28 protein-coding genes and 1 pseudogene are annotated in these 19,320 nt (G+C 39.5%); 25 read left to right on the forward strand and 4 right to left on the reverse strand.

Annotated features, from left to right (window positions below; translation table 11 throughout):
• Nucleotides 1–124 precede the first annotated feature (124 nt).
• The 3 genes and pseudogenes from ggt to ACOZIR_RS07960 all read left to right on the forward strand — a co-directional run bounded on the left by ggt (nucleotide 125) and on the right by ACOZIR_RS07960 (nucleotide 3,091).
• Nucleotides 125–1,735: pseudogene (ggt, locus tag ACOZIR_RS07950) on the forward strand (gamma-glutamyltransferase).
• Nucleotides 1,736–1,940: 205 nt separating this feature from the next.
• Complete coding sequence (locus ACOZIR_RS07955; RefSeq protein WP_328120917.1) at nucleotides 1,941–2,441, forward strand: CBO0543 family protein; 501 nt, start codon at nucleotides 1,941–1,943, stop codon at nucleotides 2,439–2,441.
• 38 nt (nucleotides 2,442–2,479) lie between these two features.
• The gene (locus ACOZIR_RS07960; RefSeq protein WP_045290650.1) at nucleotides 2,480–3,091 is read left to right on the forward strand and encodes a CBO0543 family protein; all 612 of its coding nucleotides are present in this window, start codon (nucleotides 2,480–2,482) and stop codon (nucleotides 3,089–3,091) included.
• Between the two features lie 29 nt (nucleotides 3,092–3,120).
• On the opposite strand, the gene ACOZIR_RS07965 is transcribed toward ACOZIR_RS07960, so the two are convergent.
• Complete coding sequence (locus ACOZIR_RS07965) at nucleotides 3,121–3,459, reverse strand: hypothetical protein (RefSeq protein ID WP_328120919.1); 339 nt, start codon at nucleotides 3,457–3,459, stop codon at nucleotides 3,121–3,123.
• Between the two features lie 223 nt (nucleotides 3,460–3,682).
• On the opposite strand from ACOZIR_RS07965, the gene ACOZIR_RS07970 reads away from it, so the two are divergent.
• The 5 genes from ACOZIR_RS07970 to ACOZIR_RS07990 all read left to right on the forward strand — a co-directional run bounded on the left by ACOZIR_RS07970 (nucleotide 3,683) and on the right by ACOZIR_RS07990 (nucleotide 6,712).
• Nucleotides 3,683–3,865 (forward strand): hypothetical protein, encoded by a 183-nt coding sequence (locus ACOZIR_RS07970; protein ID WP_328120921.1) that lies wholly within the window; start codon nucleotides 3,683–3,685, stop codon nucleotides 3,863–3,865.
• A 31-nt stretch (nucleotides 3,866–3,896) separates the two neighbouring features.
• On the forward strand, nucleotides 3,897–4,097 hold the full coding sequence (locus tag ACOZIR_RS07975) for a hypothetical protein (protein ID WP_221784064.1): 201 nt from the start codon (nucleotides 3,897–3,899) through the stop codon (nucleotides 4,095–4,097).
• Between the two features lie 88 nt (nucleotides 4,098–4,185).
• Complete coding sequence (locus ACOZIR_RS07980) at nucleotides 4,186–4,524, forward strand: zinc ribbon domain-containing protein YjdM (protein WP_045290646.1); 339 nt, start codon at nucleotides 4,186–4,188, stop codon at nucleotides 4,522–4,524.
• Between the two features lie 200 nt (nucleotides 4,525–4,724).
• Nucleotides 4,725–5,969, forward strand: coding sequence for a glutamate-aspartate/proton symporter GltP (gltP, locus tag ACOZIR_RS07985; protein WP_114896031.1), 1,245 nt, complete (start codon nucleotides 4,725–4,727; stop codon nucleotides 5,967–5,969).
• A gap of 263 nt (nucleotides 5,970–6,232) precedes the next feature.
• Entirely contained in the window at nucleotides 6,233–6,712 is a 480-nt protein-coding gene (locus tag ACOZIR_RS07990) for a hypothetical protein (RefSeq protein WP_045294312.1), read from the forward strand.
• Between the two features lie 27 nt (nucleotides 6,713–6,739).
• Here ACOZIR_RS07990 and ACOZIR_RS07995 read toward each other — a convergent pair whose 3' ends face one another.
• A complete protein-coding gene (locus ACOZIR_RS07995; protein WP_328120926.1) occupies nucleotides 6,740–7,606 on the reverse strand; it encodes a LysR family transcriptional regulator in 867 nt (288 codons plus the stop codon).
• Between the two features lie 109 nt (nucleotides 7,607–7,715).
• Between ACOZIR_RS07995 and ACOZIR_RS08000 the strand changes: the two genes are divergently transcribed.
• The 16 genes from ACOZIR_RS08000 (at nucleotide 7,716) to gvpU (ending at nucleotide 16,956) form a co-directional block, all read left to right on the forward strand.
• The gene (locus ACOZIR_RS08000) at nucleotides 7,716–8,936 is read left to right on the forward strand and encodes an MFS transporter (RefSeq protein WP_328120928.1); all 1,221 of its coding nucleotides are present in this window, start codon (nucleotides 7,716–7,718) and stop codon (nucleotides 8,934–8,936) included.
• A gap of 98 nt (nucleotides 8,937–9,034) precedes the next feature.
• Nucleotides 9,035–9,520 (forward strand): general stress protein, encoded by a 486-nt coding sequence (locus tag ACOZIR_RS08005; RefSeq protein WP_328120929.1) that lies wholly within the window; start codon nucleotides 9,035–9,037, stop codon nucleotides 9,518–9,520.
• Between the two features lie 448 nt (nucleotides 9,521–9,968).
• Nucleotides 9,969–10,229: a gas vesicle structural protein GvpA gene (gene gvpA / locus ACOZIR_RS08010; RefSeq protein ID WP_013058000.1), complete on the forward strand. Its 261-nt coding sequence runs from the start codon at nucleotides 9,969–9,971 to the stop codon at nucleotides 10,227–10,229.
• Nucleotides 10,230–10,289: 60 nt separating this feature from the next.
• Nucleotides 10,290–10,775: a GvpT/GvpP family gas vesicle accessory protein gene (gvpT, locus tag ACOZIR_RS08015; RefSeq protein ID WP_328120932.1), complete on the forward strand. Its 486-nt coding sequence runs from the start codon at nucleotides 10,290–10,292 to the stop codon at nucleotides 10,773–10,775.
• A 25-nt stretch (nucleotides 10,776–10,800) separates the two neighbouring features.
• On the forward strand, nucleotides 10,801–11,274 hold the full coding sequence (gene gvpQ, locus ACOZIR_RS08020) for a gas vesicle protein GvpQ (RefSeq protein WP_328120935.1): 474 nt from the start codon (nucleotides 10,801–10,803) through the stop codon (nucleotides 11,272–11,274).
• A gap of 19 nt (nucleotides 11,275–11,293) precedes the next feature.
• A complete protein-coding gene (gene gvpJ, locus ACOZIR_RS08025) occupies nucleotides 11,294–11,560 on the forward strand; it encodes a gas vesicle structural protein GvpA (RefSeq protein WP_013057997.1) in 267 nt (88 codons plus the stop codon).
• 89 nt (nucleotides 11,561–11,649) lie between these two features.
• Entirely contained in the window at nucleotides 11,650–11,916 is a 267-nt protein-coding gene (gene gvpO, locus ACOZIR_RS08030; protein WP_045294307.1) for a gas vesicle protein GvpO, read from the forward strand.
• Nucleotides 11,917–11,944: 28 nt separating this feature from the next.
• On the forward strand, nucleotides 11,945–12,871 hold the full coding sequence (gene gvpN, locus ACOZIR_RS08035; protein WP_328120938.1) for a gas vesicle protein GvpN: 927 nt from the start codon (nucleotides 11,945–11,947) through the stop codon (nucleotides 12,869–12,871).
• 14 nt (nucleotides 12,872–12,885) lie between these two features.
• Nucleotides 12,886–13,653, forward strand: a complete 768-nt coding sequence (locus ACOZIR_RS08040; RefSeq protein WP_328120940.1) for a GvpL/GvpF family gas vesicle protein — start codon at nucleotides 12,886–12,888, stop codon at nucleotides 13,651–13,653.
• A 1-nt stretch (nucleotide 13,654) separates the two neighbouring features.
• Nucleotides 13,655–13,921 carry a gas vesicle protein GvpG gene (locus tag ACOZIR_RS08045; protein WP_013084016.1) on the forward strand — a complete coding sequence of 89 codons (267 nt, stop codon included), beginning with the start codon at nucleotides 13,655–13,657 and terminating at the stop codon, nucleotides 13,919–13,921.
• The gene (locus tag ACOZIR_RS08050) at nucleotides 13,922–14,731 is read left to right on the forward strand and encodes a GvpL/GvpF family gas vesicle protein (protein WP_328120942.1); all 810 of its coding nucleotides are present in this window, start codon (nucleotides 13,922–13,924) and stop codon (nucleotides 14,729–14,731) included.
• A 17-nt stretch (nucleotides 14,732–14,748) separates the two neighbouring features.
• Nucleotides 14,749–15,036, forward strand: coding sequence for a gas vesicle protein (locus ACOZIR_RS08055; protein ID WP_013057991.1), 288 nt, complete (start codon nucleotides 14,749–14,751; stop codon nucleotides 15,034–15,036).
• Nucleotides 14,990–15,274, forward strand: coding sequence for a gas vesicle protein K (locus tag ACOZIR_RS08060; protein WP_013057990.1), 285 nt, complete (start codon nucleotides 14,990–14,992; stop codon nucleotides 15,272–15,274). Before ACOZIR_RS08055 ends, ACOZIR_RS08060 begins: the two co-directional genes overlap by 47 nt.
• Before the next feature lie 21 nt (nucleotides 15,275–15,295).
• A complete protein-coding gene (gene gvpJ, locus ACOZIR_RS08065) occupies nucleotides 15,296–15,598 on the forward strand; it encodes a gas vesicle protein (RefSeq protein ID WP_045294301.1) in 303 nt (100 codons plus the stop codon).
• Between the two features lie 36 nt (nucleotides 15,599–15,634).
• Entirely contained in the window at nucleotides 15,635–16,516 is an 882-nt protein-coding gene (gene gvpT, locus ACOZIR_RS08070) for a GvpT/GvpP family gas vesicle accessory protein (protein WP_045294299.1), read from the forward strand.
• Nucleotides 16,517–16,539: 23 nt separating this feature from the next.
• Nucleotides 16,540–16,956, forward strand: a complete 417-nt coding sequence (gvpU, locus tag ACOZIR_RS08075) for a gas vesicle accessory protein GvpU (RefSeq protein WP_013057987.1) — start codon at nucleotides 16,540–16,542, stop codon at nucleotides 16,954–16,956.
• Between the two features lie 29 nt (nucleotides 16,957–16,985).
• On the opposite strand, the gene ACOZIR_RS08080 is transcribed toward gvpU, so the two are convergent.
• Complete coding sequence (locus tag ACOZIR_RS08080) at nucleotides 16,986–17,885, reverse strand: AraC family transcriptional regulator (protein ID WP_328120943.1); 900 nt, start codon at nucleotides 17,883–17,885, stop codon at nucleotides 16,986–16,988.
• Nucleotides 17,886–17,993: 108 nt separating this feature from the next.
• On the opposite strand from ACOZIR_RS08080, the gene ACOZIR_RS08085 reads away from it, so the two are divergent.
• Nucleotides 17,994–18,914: an EamA family transporter gene (locus tag ACOZIR_RS08085; protein WP_045294295.1), complete on the forward strand. Its 921-nt coding sequence runs from the start codon at nucleotides 17,994–17,996 to the stop codon at nucleotides 18,912–18,914.
• A gap of 34 nt (nucleotides 18,915–18,948) precedes the next feature.
• On the opposite strand, the gene ACOZIR_RS08090 is transcribed toward ACOZIR_RS08085, so the two are convergent.
• Nucleotides 18,949–19,164, reverse strand: coding sequence for a hypothetical protein (locus ACOZIR_RS08090; RefSeq protein WP_013057984.1), 216 nt, complete (start codon nucleotides 19,162–19,164; stop codon nucleotides 18,949–18,951).
• Between the last annotated feature and the right edge of the window lie 156 nt (nucleotides 19,165–19,320).

The raw sequence follows: 19,320 nt of genomic DNA on the forward strand, positions 1-19,320 counted from the left end.
AAAGAGTCATGTCATTCTGAGATAAAAAGAAAGGCGATGCGCCGTAAATATGGTAAAATAAAGAAGTTTAATTATTTAGAAAATTAGAAATAAATTCAGAGGTGTAAAAGAGGAGGAGCTTTTTATGAACTATGATCCGCAGTATCATCCGTATCGATCATCCCGAGTGCCGGTCTATGCTAAAAAAGAAATGGTAGCTACATCTCAGCCGCTCGCAGCGCAGGCAGGTCTTGATATCTTAAAAAAAGGCGGCAATGTCATTGATGCAGCAATCGCAGCAGCGGCGAGTCTTACCATATTAGAGCCCGCATCAAATGGAATCGGAGGAGACGCTTTTGCGCTTATTTGGACTAATGATCAGCTTTACGGACTGAATGCTAGCGGGCCTTCCCCGCAGTCTATTTCCATTGACGCACTGAAGGAAAAAGGATACAGGGATATTCCTAAGTACGGAATGATTCCGGTTACGGTTCCTGGTGCTCCGGCTGCTTGGGCTGCTTTATCGAAGCGATTTGGCAAACTGCCTCTTTCTCAAGTGCTGCAGCCTGCCATTCAATATGCCAAGGAAGGATTTCCACTAGCTCCCACTCTCGCTAAACAATGGAAGCAAGCGTAAGATACGTTTAAACGAGTACATACAAACGAAGAATTTGAGTCATGGTTTCAAACGTTTGCGCCAAATGGACGAGCACCAAAAGCAGGAGAGATGTGGTCATCTACTGATCACGCTCGTACGCTTGAGCTCATTGGTGAAACAAATGCAGAAGCATTTTATAAAGGTGAGCTTGCAGAACGTATGGATGCATTCAGCAAAAAATATAGCGGCTTTTTATCCAAGGAAGATTTAGCTGCTTATAAGCCTGAGTGGGTGAATCCTATTTCCGCTCACTACCGTGGATATGATGTGTGGGAAATTCCTCCGAACGGTCAAGGGCCTATTGCGTTATTGGCATTACATATCGTAAAAGGCTTTGAGCTTCAAGAAAAAGATGCGGTGGATACGTATCATAAACAAATCGAAGCGATAAAGCTTGCGTTTGCGGACGGAGAAAAATACATTACGGAAGAAGCGCAAATGACCGTACCTGTCAGCGAACTGCTGTCTGATACATATGCAAGCTATCGCCGCAGCCTTATAGAAGAGCATGCCCTGCAGCCTGAAGCAGGAGAACCTGTTGGAAGCGGAACGGTGTATTTAGCCACCGCTGATGAAGAAGGCAACATGGTTTCATTTATTCAAAGTAATTATATGGGTTTCGGTTCTGGAATCGTTGTGCCAGAAACGGGAATTGCCTTACAAAACCGCGGACATAATTTTTCAATGGATCCTAATCATGATAACTGCCTTGCTCCTAATAAAAAAATGTTTCATACCATTATTCCAGGCTTTCTCACTAAAAATAATGCACCAGTAGGACTTTTTGGCGTGATGGGAGGGTTTATGCAGCCGCAGGGGCATATGCAAGTTGTTATGAATACGATTGACTTTCACCTTCATCCTCAAGCCGCTTTAGACGCGCCAAGATGGCAGTGGAAAAAAGATAAAACGGTGCTTGTGGAGCCGGCTTTTCCTTCACACGTAGCACAAGCGCTTGAACGAAAAGGACATAAAATTGAAGTAGCCGTGGATTCGATGGCATTTGGGCGCGGACAGATTATTTGGAGAGACCCTGAAAGCGGCGTGCTATGCGGAGGAAGTGAATCACGAACGGATGGATTTGTAGCTGGATGGTAAGAACAAAATAGATCAAGGAAGAAGCCCGTATTGAGTAGAGTCGGGCTTTTTTTCATGTCTCAACCATATGTATAAATCCCTTCAAAGAACTGAAAACTAAAACACATGTACGTACGTAAAGAGAACGTGATTAGAACAACCGTCTTAAGCTGCCAATCGACATGAAGGTATACTACCAACACTTGGTGAAAGGAGCGAAAAGGTTATGAGAAATAAAAAATTTGAAGTGGATTTTTTACGTGCAATGCTGATTATAGGGCTGGGAATGCTCCCTTTTTTATTTAGAAAACCACCGATTAAAGACTGGCTGCTGGCTTATGTATTTAACGCATTAACAAATGGTATTATTGATAAATTTATTGTCTCTCACGGCCTTCTTCGATATCCAACTCGCTTACTGAAAAAACAGTTTAGAATTAATGTATTGTTCGACTTTTTACTGTATCCTAGCATATCCGTTATGATTAATCAGGCTACGTATCACGATAAAGGGTTAAAAATTTTATATAAAATTGTACTTTTTACGATTCCCATGTTTTTTATTGAATTATGGGCTGAAAAACGAACGAAGCTTATCGAATGGAAAACAGGCTGGATGTGGTACCACACCTTTATTAGCGTAACGTTAAAATCCTATCTTAACCGGCTGCTGATTGGATGGATTCGGAAAATTGAAAAGAAGCAGGACGAAACGAAAATAAAATAACATTAGTTCTAAAAACGACGTTAGAGAGGTGAACAAAGGTGCATATTTCTGTCCTTCTATGGCTGATTTTTCAAAATATCCACAAAAAAACTTGGAACAAAATACGCGAGCTGTATGCCGGGGTTTTATACGTGAGCTTTTTTAATATTCTTTATTACTTTTTGTGTAACGATAAGTTGCTTTGGGATTTTAAATCTTCTTATCTTCCATTAAAAGGACTGCGTATTTTACACCTTATATTTATTACACCTCTCATGATTTTGTCGTTCTTAGCTACCTATCCGTCTACACTCGCTAAGCAGGTGAAATATATTACAAAATGGGTATGTACAGCTTCGTTTGTAGAATGGGTTGGGCTCAGGTGTAAGGGGATTACATTTAGGCACGGCTGGCATTTGGGGTGGTCAGCGCTTATTTATGTAATGATGCTTATCTTCTCGAGATGGTTTCAAAAAAAGCCCTTTGCGGTCTTACTGCTATCGGTTTTTGCAACAGTAGTTCTCAGCATTATTTTTAAAGTTCCCATTAGCAAACGAATGCTAAAACATCCGCTGAAACGAGTATTAACTCGGCCTTTAAAAGATCATGTGACTCAAGCTGTTGCTAACAAAATAAAGAGAAAATGCCTGCTTCTAAAGCTGTTTTCGTAAGTGCCTGCTCTCTGTAAAGAGCAGGTTTTTTAGCTCACGGGAGGAATAACGTCCGTCAGCAGCAGAATGAAAAAAATCAGGCCCACTCCCGTAAAGCTTAAAGAAGCAAGAAAATAAGCCGTCCAGCGCAAACGAAACGGATTATGTTCAATATTGGCTCCAGACATTAACCTCATGGAATGAGTTTTATAGTGAGAATGAGCGCTGTTGCTTCCGCTGCTTGAAAACCAAAAAGTCAAAACTGAAAACAAAAGTCCGCTAAAAAACATAAGCTCAATAAAGCGAATAGACAAAAATGATGAGCACGCATAGGTTAATCCAGCTTCAATAAGCAGGGTAATAACAAAAACAAGCTGAGGTTTCTTCAAAAAATCCCCCCCTTTTTCTCTTTGTCCACTTTTAACTATACAATAATTTACATGTATAAAAAGTCTCAAAAGTGCTTTTATTATGATATAATGGTAATTATTGTATGTTTGAAAGGTATTCAAAGTCGTGCGCATCACGATTAGAAGTTCTTTTATAATAATGACACTGATGATAGACACAGCGTTTAGTTTCAAGTACGTAGAATGAAAGTGAGGAACATGTATGGACTTAGGAGAGACAGTGATTGCCATACTGGCAGCAGGAGCACTCTTGGTATACGGTACGTTAGAGCTTTGGTTTGCACCTCGTAATTCTTCTTTTTTTAAAGGGTGGAAGCAAAAACTGGCCGTCATTTTACCGTTATATGGAGTTACATTCGGCATATGGTTCGCGTTTTTTTCGTAATACAAAGTCTTAAAAAAAGGAGGAATGAAAAATGGAAATCAATTCATACCTCATTCGGTTTTCATGTATGCTGATGCTGATGTTTGGAGGATTATTTATTATACGGTATGTAAAAACAGGTGATTTTTATTTAGATCAGCTTCTTGTCTTTGGAGCGGGTTTTGTTCTGTTTATCGGCTCACTTATTTGGAAAAGAAAACATCAGCAGCAAGGAAATAAAGAAGCTTGTTAAATTTATAAAAATGTGACAGTATAAAACAGATAAAAAAACGTAATCTCGTGACCTTGCTAACGTTTACGAGCTGCTGGAGGAAAAGAAAATGAATGTACCTAATTGTCCAAGCTGTCAATCACAGTATACATATCAAGATGGAAACCTGTTCATCTGCCCAGAGTGTGCGCATGAATGGGGGCAAGATGAAAAAGCAGAAAGCACGGAGGAACAGCTTACTGTAAAAGATGCAAACGGTAATGCTTTAAAAGACGGAGATTCAGTTACTGTCATCAAAGACTTAAAAGTAAAAGGAAGCTCATCGGTTGTAAAGATCGGAACGAAAGTAAAAAGCATTCGTTTAGTAGAAGGCGATCATAACATCGACTGCAAAATTGATGGATTTGGAGCGATGAGCTTAAAATCTCAATTTGTGAAAAAAGCATAACGATAAAAAAGTCAGGATGAAGAAGACTTTCATCCTGACTTTTTTCTATGTATTTTAACTGGCAAGATAAAATATATAGACCAATTTGTCTATTTTAGAAGGAATCTAGCTAAATGTCCCGAACTTACTTAAAGTGTCTGATGATTTGGATATTAATGGAATAGATGTCCGTTTCATGAAGACAAAGGGGAGGGAGAAATGTGAAAAAGTTTTTAGCGTTTCAAATTTTAATTGCATTAGTAATTGGAGCTGTTATCGGGCACTTTTTTCCGGACTTCGGGATGGCTTTAAGACCGGTAGGAGACGGGTTTATCCGCCTCATTAAAATGATTGTGGTGCCGATTGTCTTTTCAACCATCGTCATAGGTGCTGCGGGAAGCGGAAGTATGAAACAAATGGGGAGTTTAGGGTTAAAGACGATTATTTGGTTTGAAATTATTACTACCATCGTATTAGGAATTGGGCTGCTGCTAGTGAATTTGCTAAAGCCCGGAATAGGCCTCGATCTTTCTCATCTTGTTAAAAAAGATATCGGTGAATTGTCTCAGTATACCGACAAAGTCGTGGACTTTAAACAAATGATTTTGAACATCATTCCAACGAATATCGTAGATGTGATGGCAAAAAATGATTTGCTGGCCGTGATTTTCTTTGCTATTTTATTCGGTGTTGCTGCCTCAGGAGTTGGCAAAGCATCTGAACCTGCAATGAAATTTTTTGAATCCACCGCTAAAATTATGTTTAAATTAACGCAAATTGTTATGGTTACAGCGCCTCTTGGTGTATTAGCGCTGATGGCCGCATCTGTGGGGCAATACGGCATTGTACTTCTGCTTCCAATGCTGAAGCTAATTGGAACCGTCTTTTTAGGCCTTTTTATTATTTTATTTGTTTTATTTCCGCTTGTTGGGTTTTTGTTCAAATTCAACTACTTTGAAGTATTCAAAATGATTTGGGATTTGTTTCTTATTGCGTTTTCAACAACAAGTACGGAAACGGTGCTGCCACAGCTGATGGAGCGGATGGAAAAGTACGGATGTCCTAAACGAGTGGTGTCGTTTGTTATTCCGTCCGGCCTTTCGTTAAACTGTGATGGCTCCACGCTGTATTTATCCGTTTCATGCGTCTTTTTAGCACAGGCTTTTAATATTGACATGCCCCTAACTCAGCAATTATTTATGATGCTTATACTCGTGATGACAAGTAAAGGAATTGCGGCTGTCCCGTCAGGTTCACTTGTTGTGCTTTTAGCTACAGCCAACGCAGTAGGTCTGCCGGCTGAAGGAGTCGCAATCATTGCAGGAGTGGACCGCATCATGGATATGGCCAGAACAGGAGTTAACGTTCCAGGCCACGCCATTGCCTGTATCGTCGTCTCGAAATGGGAAAAAGTATTTCGAACCCAAACACCAATTCCGCCTGCATCTCACACGGAATCTCTATAAAACCAGCCCCGCTTTAGCTCATAAAGCGGGGGTTTTTTGTTAAATCTCCAAACATTTATTAACGATGTAGACTAGAGTAATTTGCCATACTCAGCCCTACTCAAAAAAAGAGCACGCGCCGCTCAAGTCTAAAAAATGCCCTGTGACTGTTTTTTGGTCACAGGGCATTTTTTTAGATGAATGTTCACAAAATGTTCACTTACGAAGAAGGAAGATAAAAAGCTATACTAAGCCAAGTAAAAAACATGAAAAGGATGAGGAATGTGCCAACAACTAAAAAAGAAAGTATGTATTTTGGAATGATGATGTGCGGAGGGATGGTGCTTGTGATGACGATGTATAACATGTTCATAAATGATGTCATCGGGCATATCACACTTGCAGAAGGTATTTTGAATTTGGTTATCACATTTGTAGTTGCCATGATTATCGAAACTTTCTTAGTAGGACCCGTAGCAAAAAAAGTAGCATTTTCACTGCCATTTGATAAGTCTAAACAGTTAAAAGTCGTGTTGATTTTATCATCATGTATGGTGATTGGAATGGTGCTTTCTATGTCTGTATACGGATTAATTACGATGTCACTTGCGAAAGGTTTAGACGGAGAGCCGATTCTTTCAAGCTATGCGTTGATTGTTATGAAAAACTTTATCGTAGCCTATCCGCTTCAGCTCCTCATTATGGGACCTTTAGTTCGCGGATTGTTTATGAAATTTGTTAAGAAGAATCCCGCCGCTGCTTAAGTCAAAACCCTAAGAACGCCTATTTTCTTAGGGTTTTGTTGTGCAAAGCTGTTCAGTCAGAAGAGAAGAAAATTCACGTAAAGCCGCCGATACAAAGGCATCTTTTCGCGTAATAAAAAAAGTAGGAACCTTTCTATACGGCTCTGGCAGCGGAGTTAACGTTAATGAATTATAGTTAGATACAATGGATTTCATCATTACAGCTACGCCCATACCTGCTTTTACACACCCAATAATGGCTTCAATCGTACCAAATTCTAATATGCGTTTTGGAAACACCCCTTCTTTTGTCAGCAGCATTTCTAACGTATGTCGATATGTGCATCCGCTGCTGAAAGCTAATAGGTTCATATCGTTTAGGCTGTAAAGAGAAGGAAGAGGATGCCGGCTCACAAGTACAAGCTCTTCATCTCGAGTAAATAAAGAGTTTAGATCGGGATGTTCACAGCTGTCTGCCACAAATGCGCCTTCAAGTTTTCGTTCTAAAACCAGTTGAATAAGAACATCGGTTGTATGTGTTTCTAAGATGAAGTCTACATCAGGATAGGCAGTGCAATAAGTAGAAAGCAAAGGCGGCAGCCGAAGAGCCGCGGTGGATTCAGTTGCACCTATTTTTAAAGGTCCTATCGGCGTGTGCGAGCTGCTTTGCACAGCTGCCGTGGCTTCATTGGTTAAACGAAGAATTTGTTCAGCATAACGATGCAACAGCTCTCCGCTGGAAGTTAACGTTACCCCTTTACCGCTTCGTTGGAAGAGCTGTATACCCAGCTCCGCTTCTAATTGCTGAATTCGCATCGTCACATTCGACTGCACGTAGCTTAAGCTTTTGGCAGCTTTTGAAATGTTTTTTTCTTCTGCTACCGTTGTAAAAACAAGCAAATCTTTTATATCCATCAAATCTCCTCCTGCAGCTATCATTTTTATTGATGACTTTTATCTTTATTGCTTATTTTACATGATATCACCGCTATTCTACACTGAAAGTAAAGGTGGAGGAGAGAAAATGAGCAGACAAAAAGCTTCTTATAAGTGGATGATTTTATTTATTGCCACGCTTTCTCAGGCGTGTGCAACGTTTGTCACGTATGGGGTAGGACCATTGGCAGCGCTTTGGCAAAGACTATATGATTTATCGCAGTTTCAAACAGGACTGCTCGTATCAGCCGTTCAAATTGGTCCGATTTTTTCCATGCTGTTCTTTGGAAACTGGATGGATCGCTATGGAGAAAGATGGCTTGTAGGAGGAGGATCTATTTTGCTGGGGATAAGCATGCTTTTTGCCTATAGAGCCGATCATTATTTGTATCTAACAGGCGTACTTCTTGCAGCGGGCGTGTGGTATGGAACAGCACAGCCAGGAGGAAGCAAAGCCGTGGTGAAGTGGTTTCCTTCTCATCATAGAGGCCTTGCCATGGGAATTCGGCAAACGGGAATTCCCATTGGAGGCGCTGTTGCTTCCGCGGCATTACCGCTGGTATTTTATCAATACGGGTGGCATGGGGCTGTTCTCGTACAGGTTGCGGCAGCTATTGGGGGCGGTCTTCTTTTTTTAGTATTCTATCGAGAATACCCATCATCGCCAGAAAAAAAAGAAACATTTACGCTTCGTCAAAAAATCATGCGTATTTCTCAAGATAAAACGCTCTATTCCTTATTCTTTGTAGGTATTTCAATGATTTCCCTTCAAATGATCATTGTGGCGCACTTTATAAGCTATTTAACGAAAGCCATAAAGATGGATTTTGCTTCAGCGGGCATGTTGCTGAGCGTCACGCTGTTAGGGGGAATGATTGGAAGAATTGCTTTAGCTTGGGTAAGCGATCATGTGTATAACGGAAATCGAAGAACACCTTTGCAAGCGACGGTTTGGGTGACTGTAGGACTAATCATAGCTATTTCTTATATTGGATTTACTTTGCCTTTTTGGCTACTAGCTGCAGTTTGTTTCAGCCTTGGCTTTTTTGCAATTGGCTGGTTTAGTTTGTTTATCGTGTTAATAGCAGAAAAAGCCGATGATCGTTTTATTGGTTTAACAGTAAGCATTGCGTTAACGCTCAATCAATTTGCCATCGTGTTCGCACCGATTTGGTTTGGACTCCTTGTGGATGGGTTCCGGAGCTACGCGTTGGCTTTTAGTACGGTTGCATGCTTCATTGCTTGTGGAGGGATATGGTTAAAAAAAGAGCGAGTTCATTCATTTTTAAATAAAAACGTCACTAAATGAAAAGTGATTTGGCGTTATTTATTTAGGAATACTTACTCTGTAAAACGTTTCAAAGTAATGCTCTCGGGTACACACAACATTAATGAGGAGGAGATAGTATGGAAGCAAAAGTTAAGAATGTTGTGGGAGTATATGAAACGGAACAAGAAGCAATTCATGCTGTAGAGAGTTTAAAAAAAGAAGGATACGCATCAGAAGAAATATCTATCATAGGTAAACATAAAAAGACTAAAAAAGTTCAGAAAGAAACGCATACAAAAGCAGAAGGCGCAGCAACTGGAGCGCTTACCGGAGGTACGCTAGGGAGCTTGACCGGAATATTAGCAGGTGCCGGCGCTCTTGCAATCCCGGGAATAGGTCCAATTGTAGCGGCTGGTCCGATTGTAGCTACATTAACAGGTGCAGCAGCTGGTGCGAGTGTAGGAGGTCTGTCAGGTATTTTAGTCGGTATGGGAATTCCAAAACAGCAGGCCGAGCACTATAATGATTCTGTTAAAGAAGGCAGCCTGCTTGTTTTAGTAGACAAAGAAGACTGGGATCATGATGGAAACCCGAAAGCGCCTTTAACCGGAATGATTTTATAGAACGTATGATATGTAGGAGAAAGCTGTCGCAGTGCGGCAGCTTTTTTTATGCGCTGATTTTGTTTAGGTGAAATTGACGTACAATAATATTCCATAATAGTTAAAAATATCAAAATATATCATGGTGTATCGAGTAATAATATGCCTTAAATTATAATGTAATATTATTGTAACAATAATGTATTTATTGTTTTATTTTGGAATTTGAAATTCAATAAAAGCTTTAACAACGGGATTTATGCGCAAAATACATCCATAAATTAACTGTAAACTATTATACGAAGTAGAATAATTTTCTAATTTATTTTCAAGAATTAATTTTTAGCAAATTATTCATGTTTGAAAGATGGTTAAAAAGTATATTTCAAAAGTATGTTTACTTAAAAAGTTAAGCAGGTTGATTAGTAGCATCATTCATTTAGCTAAATTTCGAAAGGAGCTGCTAAAAATGAGTATTCAAAAAAGTACAGATAGTTCTAGTTTAGCAGAAGTGATTGATCGAATTCTCGACAAAGGAATTGTCATCGATGCTTTTGCCCGAGTATCACTCGTAGGAATTGAAATTTTAACGATTGAAGCGCGAGTCGTTATTGCAAGTGTCGATACGTGGCTTCGCTACGCAGAAGCGGTCGGGTTATTAACCGACAAAGTAGAAGAAGAAGGGCTGCCTGGCCGAACAGAAGAGCGAGGTGCAGGGCTTAGCTTTTAAGTCTTTTAATCGCAAGAAAATTCATTAAATAAATAATAATAAGAGAAAAGAGGATGAAACATGTCAACAACTGATAATAATGTGCAAAATGAAAAACAAGAAAATCAGCAGCAGGAAGAAAAAACGCAAAACTCTTTAAATCTTGCTATTTTAGGAGGCGTAGTAGGAGCGGGAATTGGCCTTCTTTCAAGTCCTCAAACGAGTAAAAAAGTACTCAGCCGCTTAGGACAATCAGAAATTGTACGTGCGACAGGACAAGAGTTAAGAAGAAACGCACAGGATATTCTAACGCAGCAAGCGATGGGAGCATTAAGACAGACGGCTACAGGCTATCTTGAAAAAGACAATCTAAGCAAGCTGCTGTCACCTAAAAAGAAAAAAGAAGAAACATCAAATGAACAGGGAAATTCGCAGGAAGAAGTCAGCCAAAGCGCAGAAATGGAAACGTCTCAGTACGAAGAGCTAAAAGAAGAAAATAAAAATATGAACGACCAGCTGCAGCGCATTGAAGAGATGCTAAACAAACTCATGGACGCGAAGAAGTAAGATATCCGTCCTTAAGGGGAATTTCATGGATAAAAAAGATGTGGAGAAAGCAGCCTTAAAAGCAGGAAAAAAGATCATCGATCATACGCCTGAACCTGTTAAGGAAAAGGTAGAAGAAAAGGTTAAAGAAAAAGCGAAAGAAAAATTTGTCGAAAAAACTGAAGGGAAACTGCAGGAAAAAGCAAATGAAGCGTCGGAAAAACTGCAGGAAACAAAAGAAAAAAATGCCCAAAAGGTACACGGCAAAGGGGAAGGCGCAAAAGAAAAGCTTCAAGACGTCTTACTATCAGTAAAAGATAAGCTTAGCGATGTGAAAGAAGCTGGAGAAAACTTTCAAGAAAAAGTTTCTTCTTCAGACGATAAAGAGAAGTCAAAAAATAAGCGGAAAATAAAAGGCGCAAATCAGATTAAAAAAGCAACGGATATTAAAAGCTCTACTAAGATTAAAAGTTCCAATGATATTAAATCATCTACAGATTTAAAAACAATGGGATCATAAGCGAAAGGAGAAATGAGATATGTCTATTCAAAAAAGTACTAATAGTTCAAGTTTAGCAGAAGTCATTGACCGTATTTTAGATAAAGGGATTGTTATTGATGCTTTTGCAAGAGTGTCTGTGGTAGGGATTGAAATTTTAACAATTGAAGCACGAGTGGTTATTGCCAGTGTTGATACATGGTTACGCTATGCAGAAGCAGTAGGGCTTCTTCGTGACGACGTAGAAGAAAACGGTCTTCCTGAACGTTCAAATTCAAGTGAAGGACAGCCGCGTTTTAGTATTTAGTATTTAGTATTTAGTATGAAATGATACGGAACCTTCCTTTTTTAAGGGTGGTTCCAGCTTTTAGATTTAACTATTGGAGGCTACTAAAGATGGAAATTAAAAAAATTATGCAAGCCGTGAACGACTTTTTTGCTGAAAACGTAGCTCCTCCTCATAAAATTACCTCGGTGGAAACTACTGAAGATGAAGGCTGGAGAGTTATTGTTGAAGTCATTGAAGAACGAGAATATATGAAAAAGTACGCAAAAGATGAAATGCTCGGAACATATGAGTGCTTTTTAAATAAAGAAAAAGAAGTCATTTCATTCAAGCGACTCGACGTCAGATATAGAAGCGCCATTGGCATTGAAGCATAAACGATAAGATGGCAGGAGGAACGTAAAAATGACCGTCTTAACAGACAAAAGGAAAAAAGGCAGTGGAGCTTTTATACAAGATGACGAGACAAAAGAGGTTCTTTCAAGAGCGCTGAGCTATTTAAAATCCGGCTATTCCATTCATTTTACAGGTCCTGCCGGCGGAGGCAAAACCTCCTTAGCGCGAGCGCTTGCTAAAAAGAGAAAGCGTCCTGTGATGCTGATGCACGGGAATCACGAGCTCAACAACAAAGATTTAATTGGCGATTTTACGGGCTATACGAGTAAAAAAGTGATCGACCAGTACGTTCGTTCAGTCTATAAAAAAGATGAACAAGTGAGTGAAAACTGGCAGGATGGCCGTTTACTTGAAGCTGTAAAAAATGGCTATACGCTGATTTATGATGAATTTACTCGGTCCAAGCCGGCAACGAATAATATCTTTCTATCAATATTAGAAGAAGGCGTGCTGCCGCTGTACGGAGTAAAAATGACTGATCCTTTTGTACGCGTGCATCCCGATTTTCGCGTCATCTTCACAAGCAACCCAGCTGAGTATGCCGGCGTATATGATACGCAAGATGCGCTTCTTGATCGACTAATTACCATGTTTATTGATTATAAAGATATCGAGAGAGAGACAACGATTTTAACGGAGAAAACGGACGTAGAAGAAGACGAAGCGCGCGCCATTGTAACGCTCGTAACAAACGTTCGAAACCGCTCTGGAGACGAAAACAGCAGCGGACTTAGCCTGCGGGCTTCGCTCATGATCGCTACTCTTGCCACGCAGCAAGACATTGCTATCGATGGAAATGACGAAGATTTTCAAACGTTATGTATGGATATTCTGCATCATCCGCTTACCAAATGTTTAGACGAGAAAAATGCAAAAAGCAAAGCCGAAAAAATCATTTTAGAAGAGTGTAAGAATATAGACACTGAAGAAAAGTAAAGGAGCTTGAAAACATGAGTGAAACAAATGAAACAGGCATTTATATTTTTAGCGCCATTCAAACGGATAAAGACGAAGATTTTGGATCGGTAGAAGTAGAAGGAACAAAAGCTGAAACGTTTTTGATTCGCTACAAAGACGCGGCGATGGTAGCAGCTGAAGTACCGATGAAAATTTATCATCCTAATCGTCAAAATTTATTAATGCATCAACACGCGGTAGCAGCGATCATGGACAAAAATGATACGGTTATTCCGATCAGTTTTGGAAATGTATTCAAATCAAAAGAAGATGTAAAAGTTCTTTTAGAAAACCTTTATCCGCAGTTTGAAAAGCTGTTTCCAGCCATCAAAGGAAAAATTGAAGTCGGTTTAAAAGTAATTGGAAAAAAAGAATGGCTCGAGAAAAAAGTAAACGAAAATCCTGAGCTTGAAAAAGTATCAGCATCCGTAAAAGGAAAATCAGAAGCAGCCGGTTATTATGAGCGTATTCAGCTTGGAGGAATGGCTCAAAAAATGTTTGCTTCCCTGCAAAAAGAAGTCAAGACAGATGTGTTCTCTCCGCTTGAAGAAGCAGCGGAAGCAGCAAAAGCAAATGAGCCAACGGGCGAAACAATGCTTTTAAACGCATCTTTCTTAATTAACCGAGAAGATGAAGCGACGTTTGATGAAAAAGTGAATGAAGCGCATGAAAACTGGAAAGATAAAGCCGATTTTCATTACAGCGGTCCTTGGCCTGCTTATAATTTTGTAAACATTCGCCTAAAAGTAGAAGAGAAATAACGTGCTTCACAAATTAGTAACCGCACCTATTAATCTTGTAGTGAAAATCGGCGAAAAAGTACAGGAAGAAGCTGATAAACAGCTATATGACCTTCCGACGATTCAGCAAAAACTCATTCAGCTTCAAATGATGTTTGAGCTTGGTGAAATTCCGGAAGAAGCGTTTCAAGAAAAAGAAGATGAGCTGTTAATGAGGTACGAAATCGCGAAACGCAGAGAAATTGAACAATGGGAAGAGCTGACAAAAAAAAGAAATGAGGAATCCTAGATGGGAGAATTACTGTATTTATACGGTTTAATTCCAACAAAAGAAGCAGCAGCCATAGAGTCGTTTCCATCTTATAAAGGGTTTGACGGAGAACATTCACTGTACCCAATAACGATTGATCAGGTGACGGCTGTCGTTTCTGAGCTGGATGCTGACGCCTATTCAGAAGAAGTGATTAAAGAAAAAATGGAGCAGGACATGAGCTGGCTGCAGGAAAAAGCATTTCATCATCACGAAACGGTAGCCGCTTTGTACGAAGAATTTACGATCATTCCATTAAAATTTTGCACCATTTATAAAAGTAAAGAAAGTCTGCAGGCAGCTATTGAGATTAACAAAGAAAAGCTAGAGAATTCACTGACCCTGCTTCAAGGAAATGAAGAGTGGAACGTGAAGATTTACTGTGATGATAAAGAGCTTAAAAAAGGAATCAGCGAAACGAATGAAAGCGTGAAAGCGAAAAAACAAGAAATTAGTGAATTATCACCAGGGAGACAGTTTTTTGAAAAGAAAAAAATAGATCAGCTGATTGAAAGAGAACTAGAGCTTCACAAAAATAAAGTGTGTGAAGAGATACATGACAAGCTCAAAGAACTGTCGCTTTATGACTCTGTTAAAAAGAATTGGAGCAAGGACGTAACGGGTGCAGCTGAACAGATGGCGTGGAACAGCGTGTTTCTTCTCCCGTCTCTGCAGATCACTAAGTTTGTAAACGAAATAGAAGAGCTTCAGCAAAAGCTTGAAAATAAAGGCTGGAAATTTGAAGTGACGGGACCATGGCCGCCCTATCATTTCTCGAGCTTTGCGTAAAGTGAGGAATTAACAGTATGTCTCTTAAACAATCCATGGAGAATAAAGATATTGCTCTTATTGATATTTTAGATGTCATTTTAGATAAAGGAGTCGCCATTAAAGGAGACTTAATCATTTCCATAGCCGGCGTCGATTTAGTGTATTTGGATTTGCGGGTGCTTATTTCTTCGGTTGAAACGCTGGTGCAAGCAAAAGAAGGAAATCGCAAACCGATCACTTCTGAACAATTTGATAAACAAAAGGAGGAATTAATGGATGCAACCGGTCAGCCAAGCAAATGGACGAATCCACTTGGATCCTGATCAAGCTGAACAAGGCTTAGCGCAGCTTGTGATGACAGTTATTGAGCTATTGAGGCAAATCGTTGAACGTCATGCCATGAGGCGGGTGGAGGGTGGAACGTTGACGGACGAACAAATTGAAAACTTAGGAATTGCACTAATGAACTTAGAAGAAAAAATGGACGAGTTGAAAGAGGTGTTCGGTCTGGACGCAGAAGATTTAAATATTGATCTTGGACCGCTAGGCAGCCTGCTTTAAGCGGTCGGTAGGAGGAACAGTATGGCAGTCGAACATAATATGCAGTCAAGTACGATTGTAGATGTGCTCGAAAAGATTTTGGATAAAGGAGTCGTTATAGCGGGGGACATCACCGTAGGGATTGCAGATGTCGAGCTATTAACGATAAAGATCCGCTTGATTGTGGCTTCGGTTGATAAAGCAAAAGAAATCGGCATGGACTGGTGGGAAAATGATCCTTATCTCAGTTCAAAAGGAGCCAATAGTAAAGCGCTCGAAGAAGAAAATAAAATGCTGCATGAGCGGTTAAAAACGCTTGAGGAAAAAATAGAAACGAAACGTTAAAAACTGTACGCTACTTAAAAAATGGAGGGATTTACAATGGCAACTGAAACAAAATTAGATAATACACAGGCAGAAAACAAGGAAAATAAAAATACGGAAAACGGTTCAAAAGAAAAGAACGGTTCAAAAGCAAGCAAAACAACAAGCAGCGGGCCAATCAAACGAGCGGTAGCAGGAGGCATCATCGGTGCAACGATTGGATATGTATCCACTCCTGAAAATCGAAAAAGTCTTCTTGACCGCATTGATACGGACGAATTAAAAAGCAAAGCATCCGATTTAGGAACAAAGGTAAAAGAAAAATCAAAAAGCAGCGTGGCCAGCCTGAAAACATCTGCGGGAAGCTTGTTTAAAAAAGATAAAGATAAATCAAAAGATGATGATGAAAACGTAAATTCTTCTAATAGCGAAACAGAAGACGATAACGTTCAAGAGTACGACGAGTTAAAAGAAGAAAATCAAACTCTTCAAGACCGTTTATCACAGCTTGAAGAAAAAATGAACATGCTTGTTGAGCTTAGCCTCAATAAAAACCAAGACGAAGAAACAGAAGATACAGATTCCGACGAAGAAGAGAATGATGAGAACGAAGAAAACGAGCAGGACGATGAAAACGAAGAAGAAACATCTAAGCCTCGTAAAAAGAATAAAAAAGAAGCTGAGCAAGAAGAGGAAGAAGAAAGTGAAAGTGACGAAGACAGCGAGGAAGAAGAGGAAGATTCTCGTTCAAACAAAAAAAATAAAAAACTAAAGACAGAAGACGAAGACGAAGAAGAGGAAAGCGAAGAAGAAAAAAAGGAAGCGAAACCAAAAAAGTCAACAGCTAAAAAATCAAAAAATACAAAAGCAAAGAAAAACACGGATGAAGAAGATGATGACGCAACATCTCTTTCTAGTGAAGACGACACAACAGCCTAAGGCGTAAAGGAGGAAAGAAAGATATGAGTACAGGCCCTTCTTTTTCAACTAAAGACAATACGCTTGAATACTTTGTGAAAGCTTCTAATAAACACGGCTTTTCACTTGATATTTCATTAAATGTAAACGGCGCTGTGATTTCCGGTACCATGATTTCAGCAAAAGAATACTTTGATTACTTAAGCGAAACGTTTGAAGAAGGCAGTGAAGTGGCTCAGGCGCTAAGCGAACAATTCTCTTTAGCAAGCGAAGCGAGCGAATCAAACGGAGAAGCAGAAGCCCATTTTATTCATTTGAAAAATACAAAGATCTACTGTGGAGACAGTAAGTCTACTCCTTCAAAAGGAAAGATCTTTTGGAGAGGGAAAATAGCAGAAGTAGACGGGTTTTTCTTAGGAAAGATTTCTGATGCAAAATCAACGAGTAAAAAGAGTTCATAAAAAACGGCGGGGTGATTGCCCCGCCGTTTTTAGTGATGTGATGACATGTGCAGCTTCTTTCTTCGATACATGAGCGGAGTCATCTTCATTTCTTTTCGAAACTGGTTAATAAAATAGCTTGTACTATTAAATCCTACTTGATAGGCAACGTCCGTCACATTTGCTTCTGCTTGCTGCAACATAACTAAGCTTTGCTGAATTCGATAGTTTAATACATAGGTCAAAGGCGATTTTTTTAACGTTTTCTTAAAATATCGACAGCATTCAGAACGGCTCAATTGACCGGCTTTGGCAATATCATCGAGCGTGATCTTTTCAGCAAAGTGCAAATGAATCCAATTCAGCATTTGCTTCATCCGCTGATTTTTGATCATTTCTTTTTCATTATATTTCAGCTGCAAACCGTTAAGAATTACATTTTTCCACAGTATGCTGAGTTCAGAGGCAATCTCTATTTCATAGTGATGCGGCTGCTTATGAATCCATGTGTATATCTTATGTATAGACTCTAACACATTATTCCCCCACGCTTGCTTTGGACTGATGAATAAATGTGGTAGATTCGTTGCATGAATGTAGGGATAAACGTAATTTGTAAAAAGCTCTTGCGGCACAAGAAAATGAGGAGAAACATTTAAACAAATGTACACGCAGCCGGATTTGTTTATGTCCTCAGTCATATGAAGACATCCGCTGTTAATAAACAGTCCGTAGCCTTGTTTGACAGTCACTGTTTTTTCATTTATTTGAAAAGACGCATCACCTTTTATAACCAGCACAAACTGAAGCTCATCATGCCAGTGAAGAGGGATGTAGCCGTTTATGTGATCGCCGACCGTCGTTTGATAACATGCTACTGGCAGCTCAACGGTGCGATGGGTCGTTAGCTCTTTTAAGTTTTTATCAATTTTAAAATGGGCTGCCGGCATACACAGTCACCTCAATATATTTATATTTTTAAATGCAATATGCGTATTTTCCGCCCCGTTTTTCACTTATTATAACACTATTCTTATAATAAAAGTGAGGGATAAAAGATGAACAATCTCAGTAGAAAAAAAGGGTTCTTCTTTGTAACAACTGGAGCTATATGTTGGGGGATGGGAGGAACGGTTGCTCAAAAACTTTTTCAAGAATTTGAAATCAGCGTGGACTGGCTTGTTTCAGTAAGGCTGCTCATTGCGGGTGTTTTGCTGCTAATGATTTCATGTATAAAAAGGAATCGTTCTCACGTATTTGGAGTATGGAAGAACCGAAAGTCAGCTTTTCAGCTCGTCGTTTTTGGGGTATTTGGTATGCTTGCCGTTCAGTATACGTATATGGCTTCTATTAAGTATGGAAATGCAGCAGTAGCTACGCTGCTGCAGTATTTATCACCGGTGATGATTATCATTTATTTGCTTTTGCGCAAGCAGTCCATATTTACGCGACAAGACGTCATCGCTGTTCTGCTGGCACTGGGAGGCTGCTTTTTTTTATTAACAAACGGCTCTATTTCGCAGCTGTCTGTTCCTGTATCTGCCGTTGTTTGGGGAGTGCTGTCCGGTGTAGCGGCAGCTTTTTATACGCTGTATGCGGTGCCGCTGATCAAAAAGTACAGTTCGCTTGTCATCGTTGGCTGGTCAATGGTAATTGGGGGAAGCGTAATGAGCTTTATTCATCCTCCTTGGGAAGCGTCAAGCTTATCACCAATAACCTGCGTATATATTTTATTTGTCATTATTTTTGGCACGATGCTTGCTTTTTGGTTTTATGTAGAAAGCCTGCAAAGTCTTTTACCTAAAGAAACGAGTTTGCTTGGGAGTTTAGAGCCTTTAGCCGCTGTTATTACAACCGTTGTTTGGCTGAAAGAGCCTTTTGGTTTTTATCAATGGATTGGCACAGCTTGTATTATTGGATTAGTTCTATTACTCACACGAACGAAACAAGCATCTTCTGAAACGACACTTTCAGCATAAATAGGGGCTTGCTAAAAGAAGAAGCAAACCAATGTCACTTTGCCGCCGAATCTGTAGAAACTCGTTTGACTTTTAAAATCTTTACATATTGAATAAACACTCTTTCTTTTGTAGAGACATTTAATTTAGCAAGTCTTGATGCGTCATCTCGGTTTTTAGCAGATTCTATCACAAAAGTTCCTTTGATTTTGGCTTCATCTTTTAGAACGGAATACTGTATTTCAAATCGTTTTGCTTTCGTTTTCTGCATAGTGATTGATAAGCTCCTTTGCCTGATAGATTAATGTATTGCTATGAAATAAGCTTCGATAAAAAGGAAGAAAAGAACGTAACATATACTACTAAATGAAATGCAGAGCGGCAGTGACTTTTATCACACCACAACCTAGTATTTCATCTTTTTACC

This window comes from Priestia sp. D3YE.R1 (assembly GCF_049199565.1).
Classification (GTDB): Bacteria; Bacillota; Bacilli; order Bacillales; family Bacillaceae_H; genus Priestia; species Priestia aryabhattai.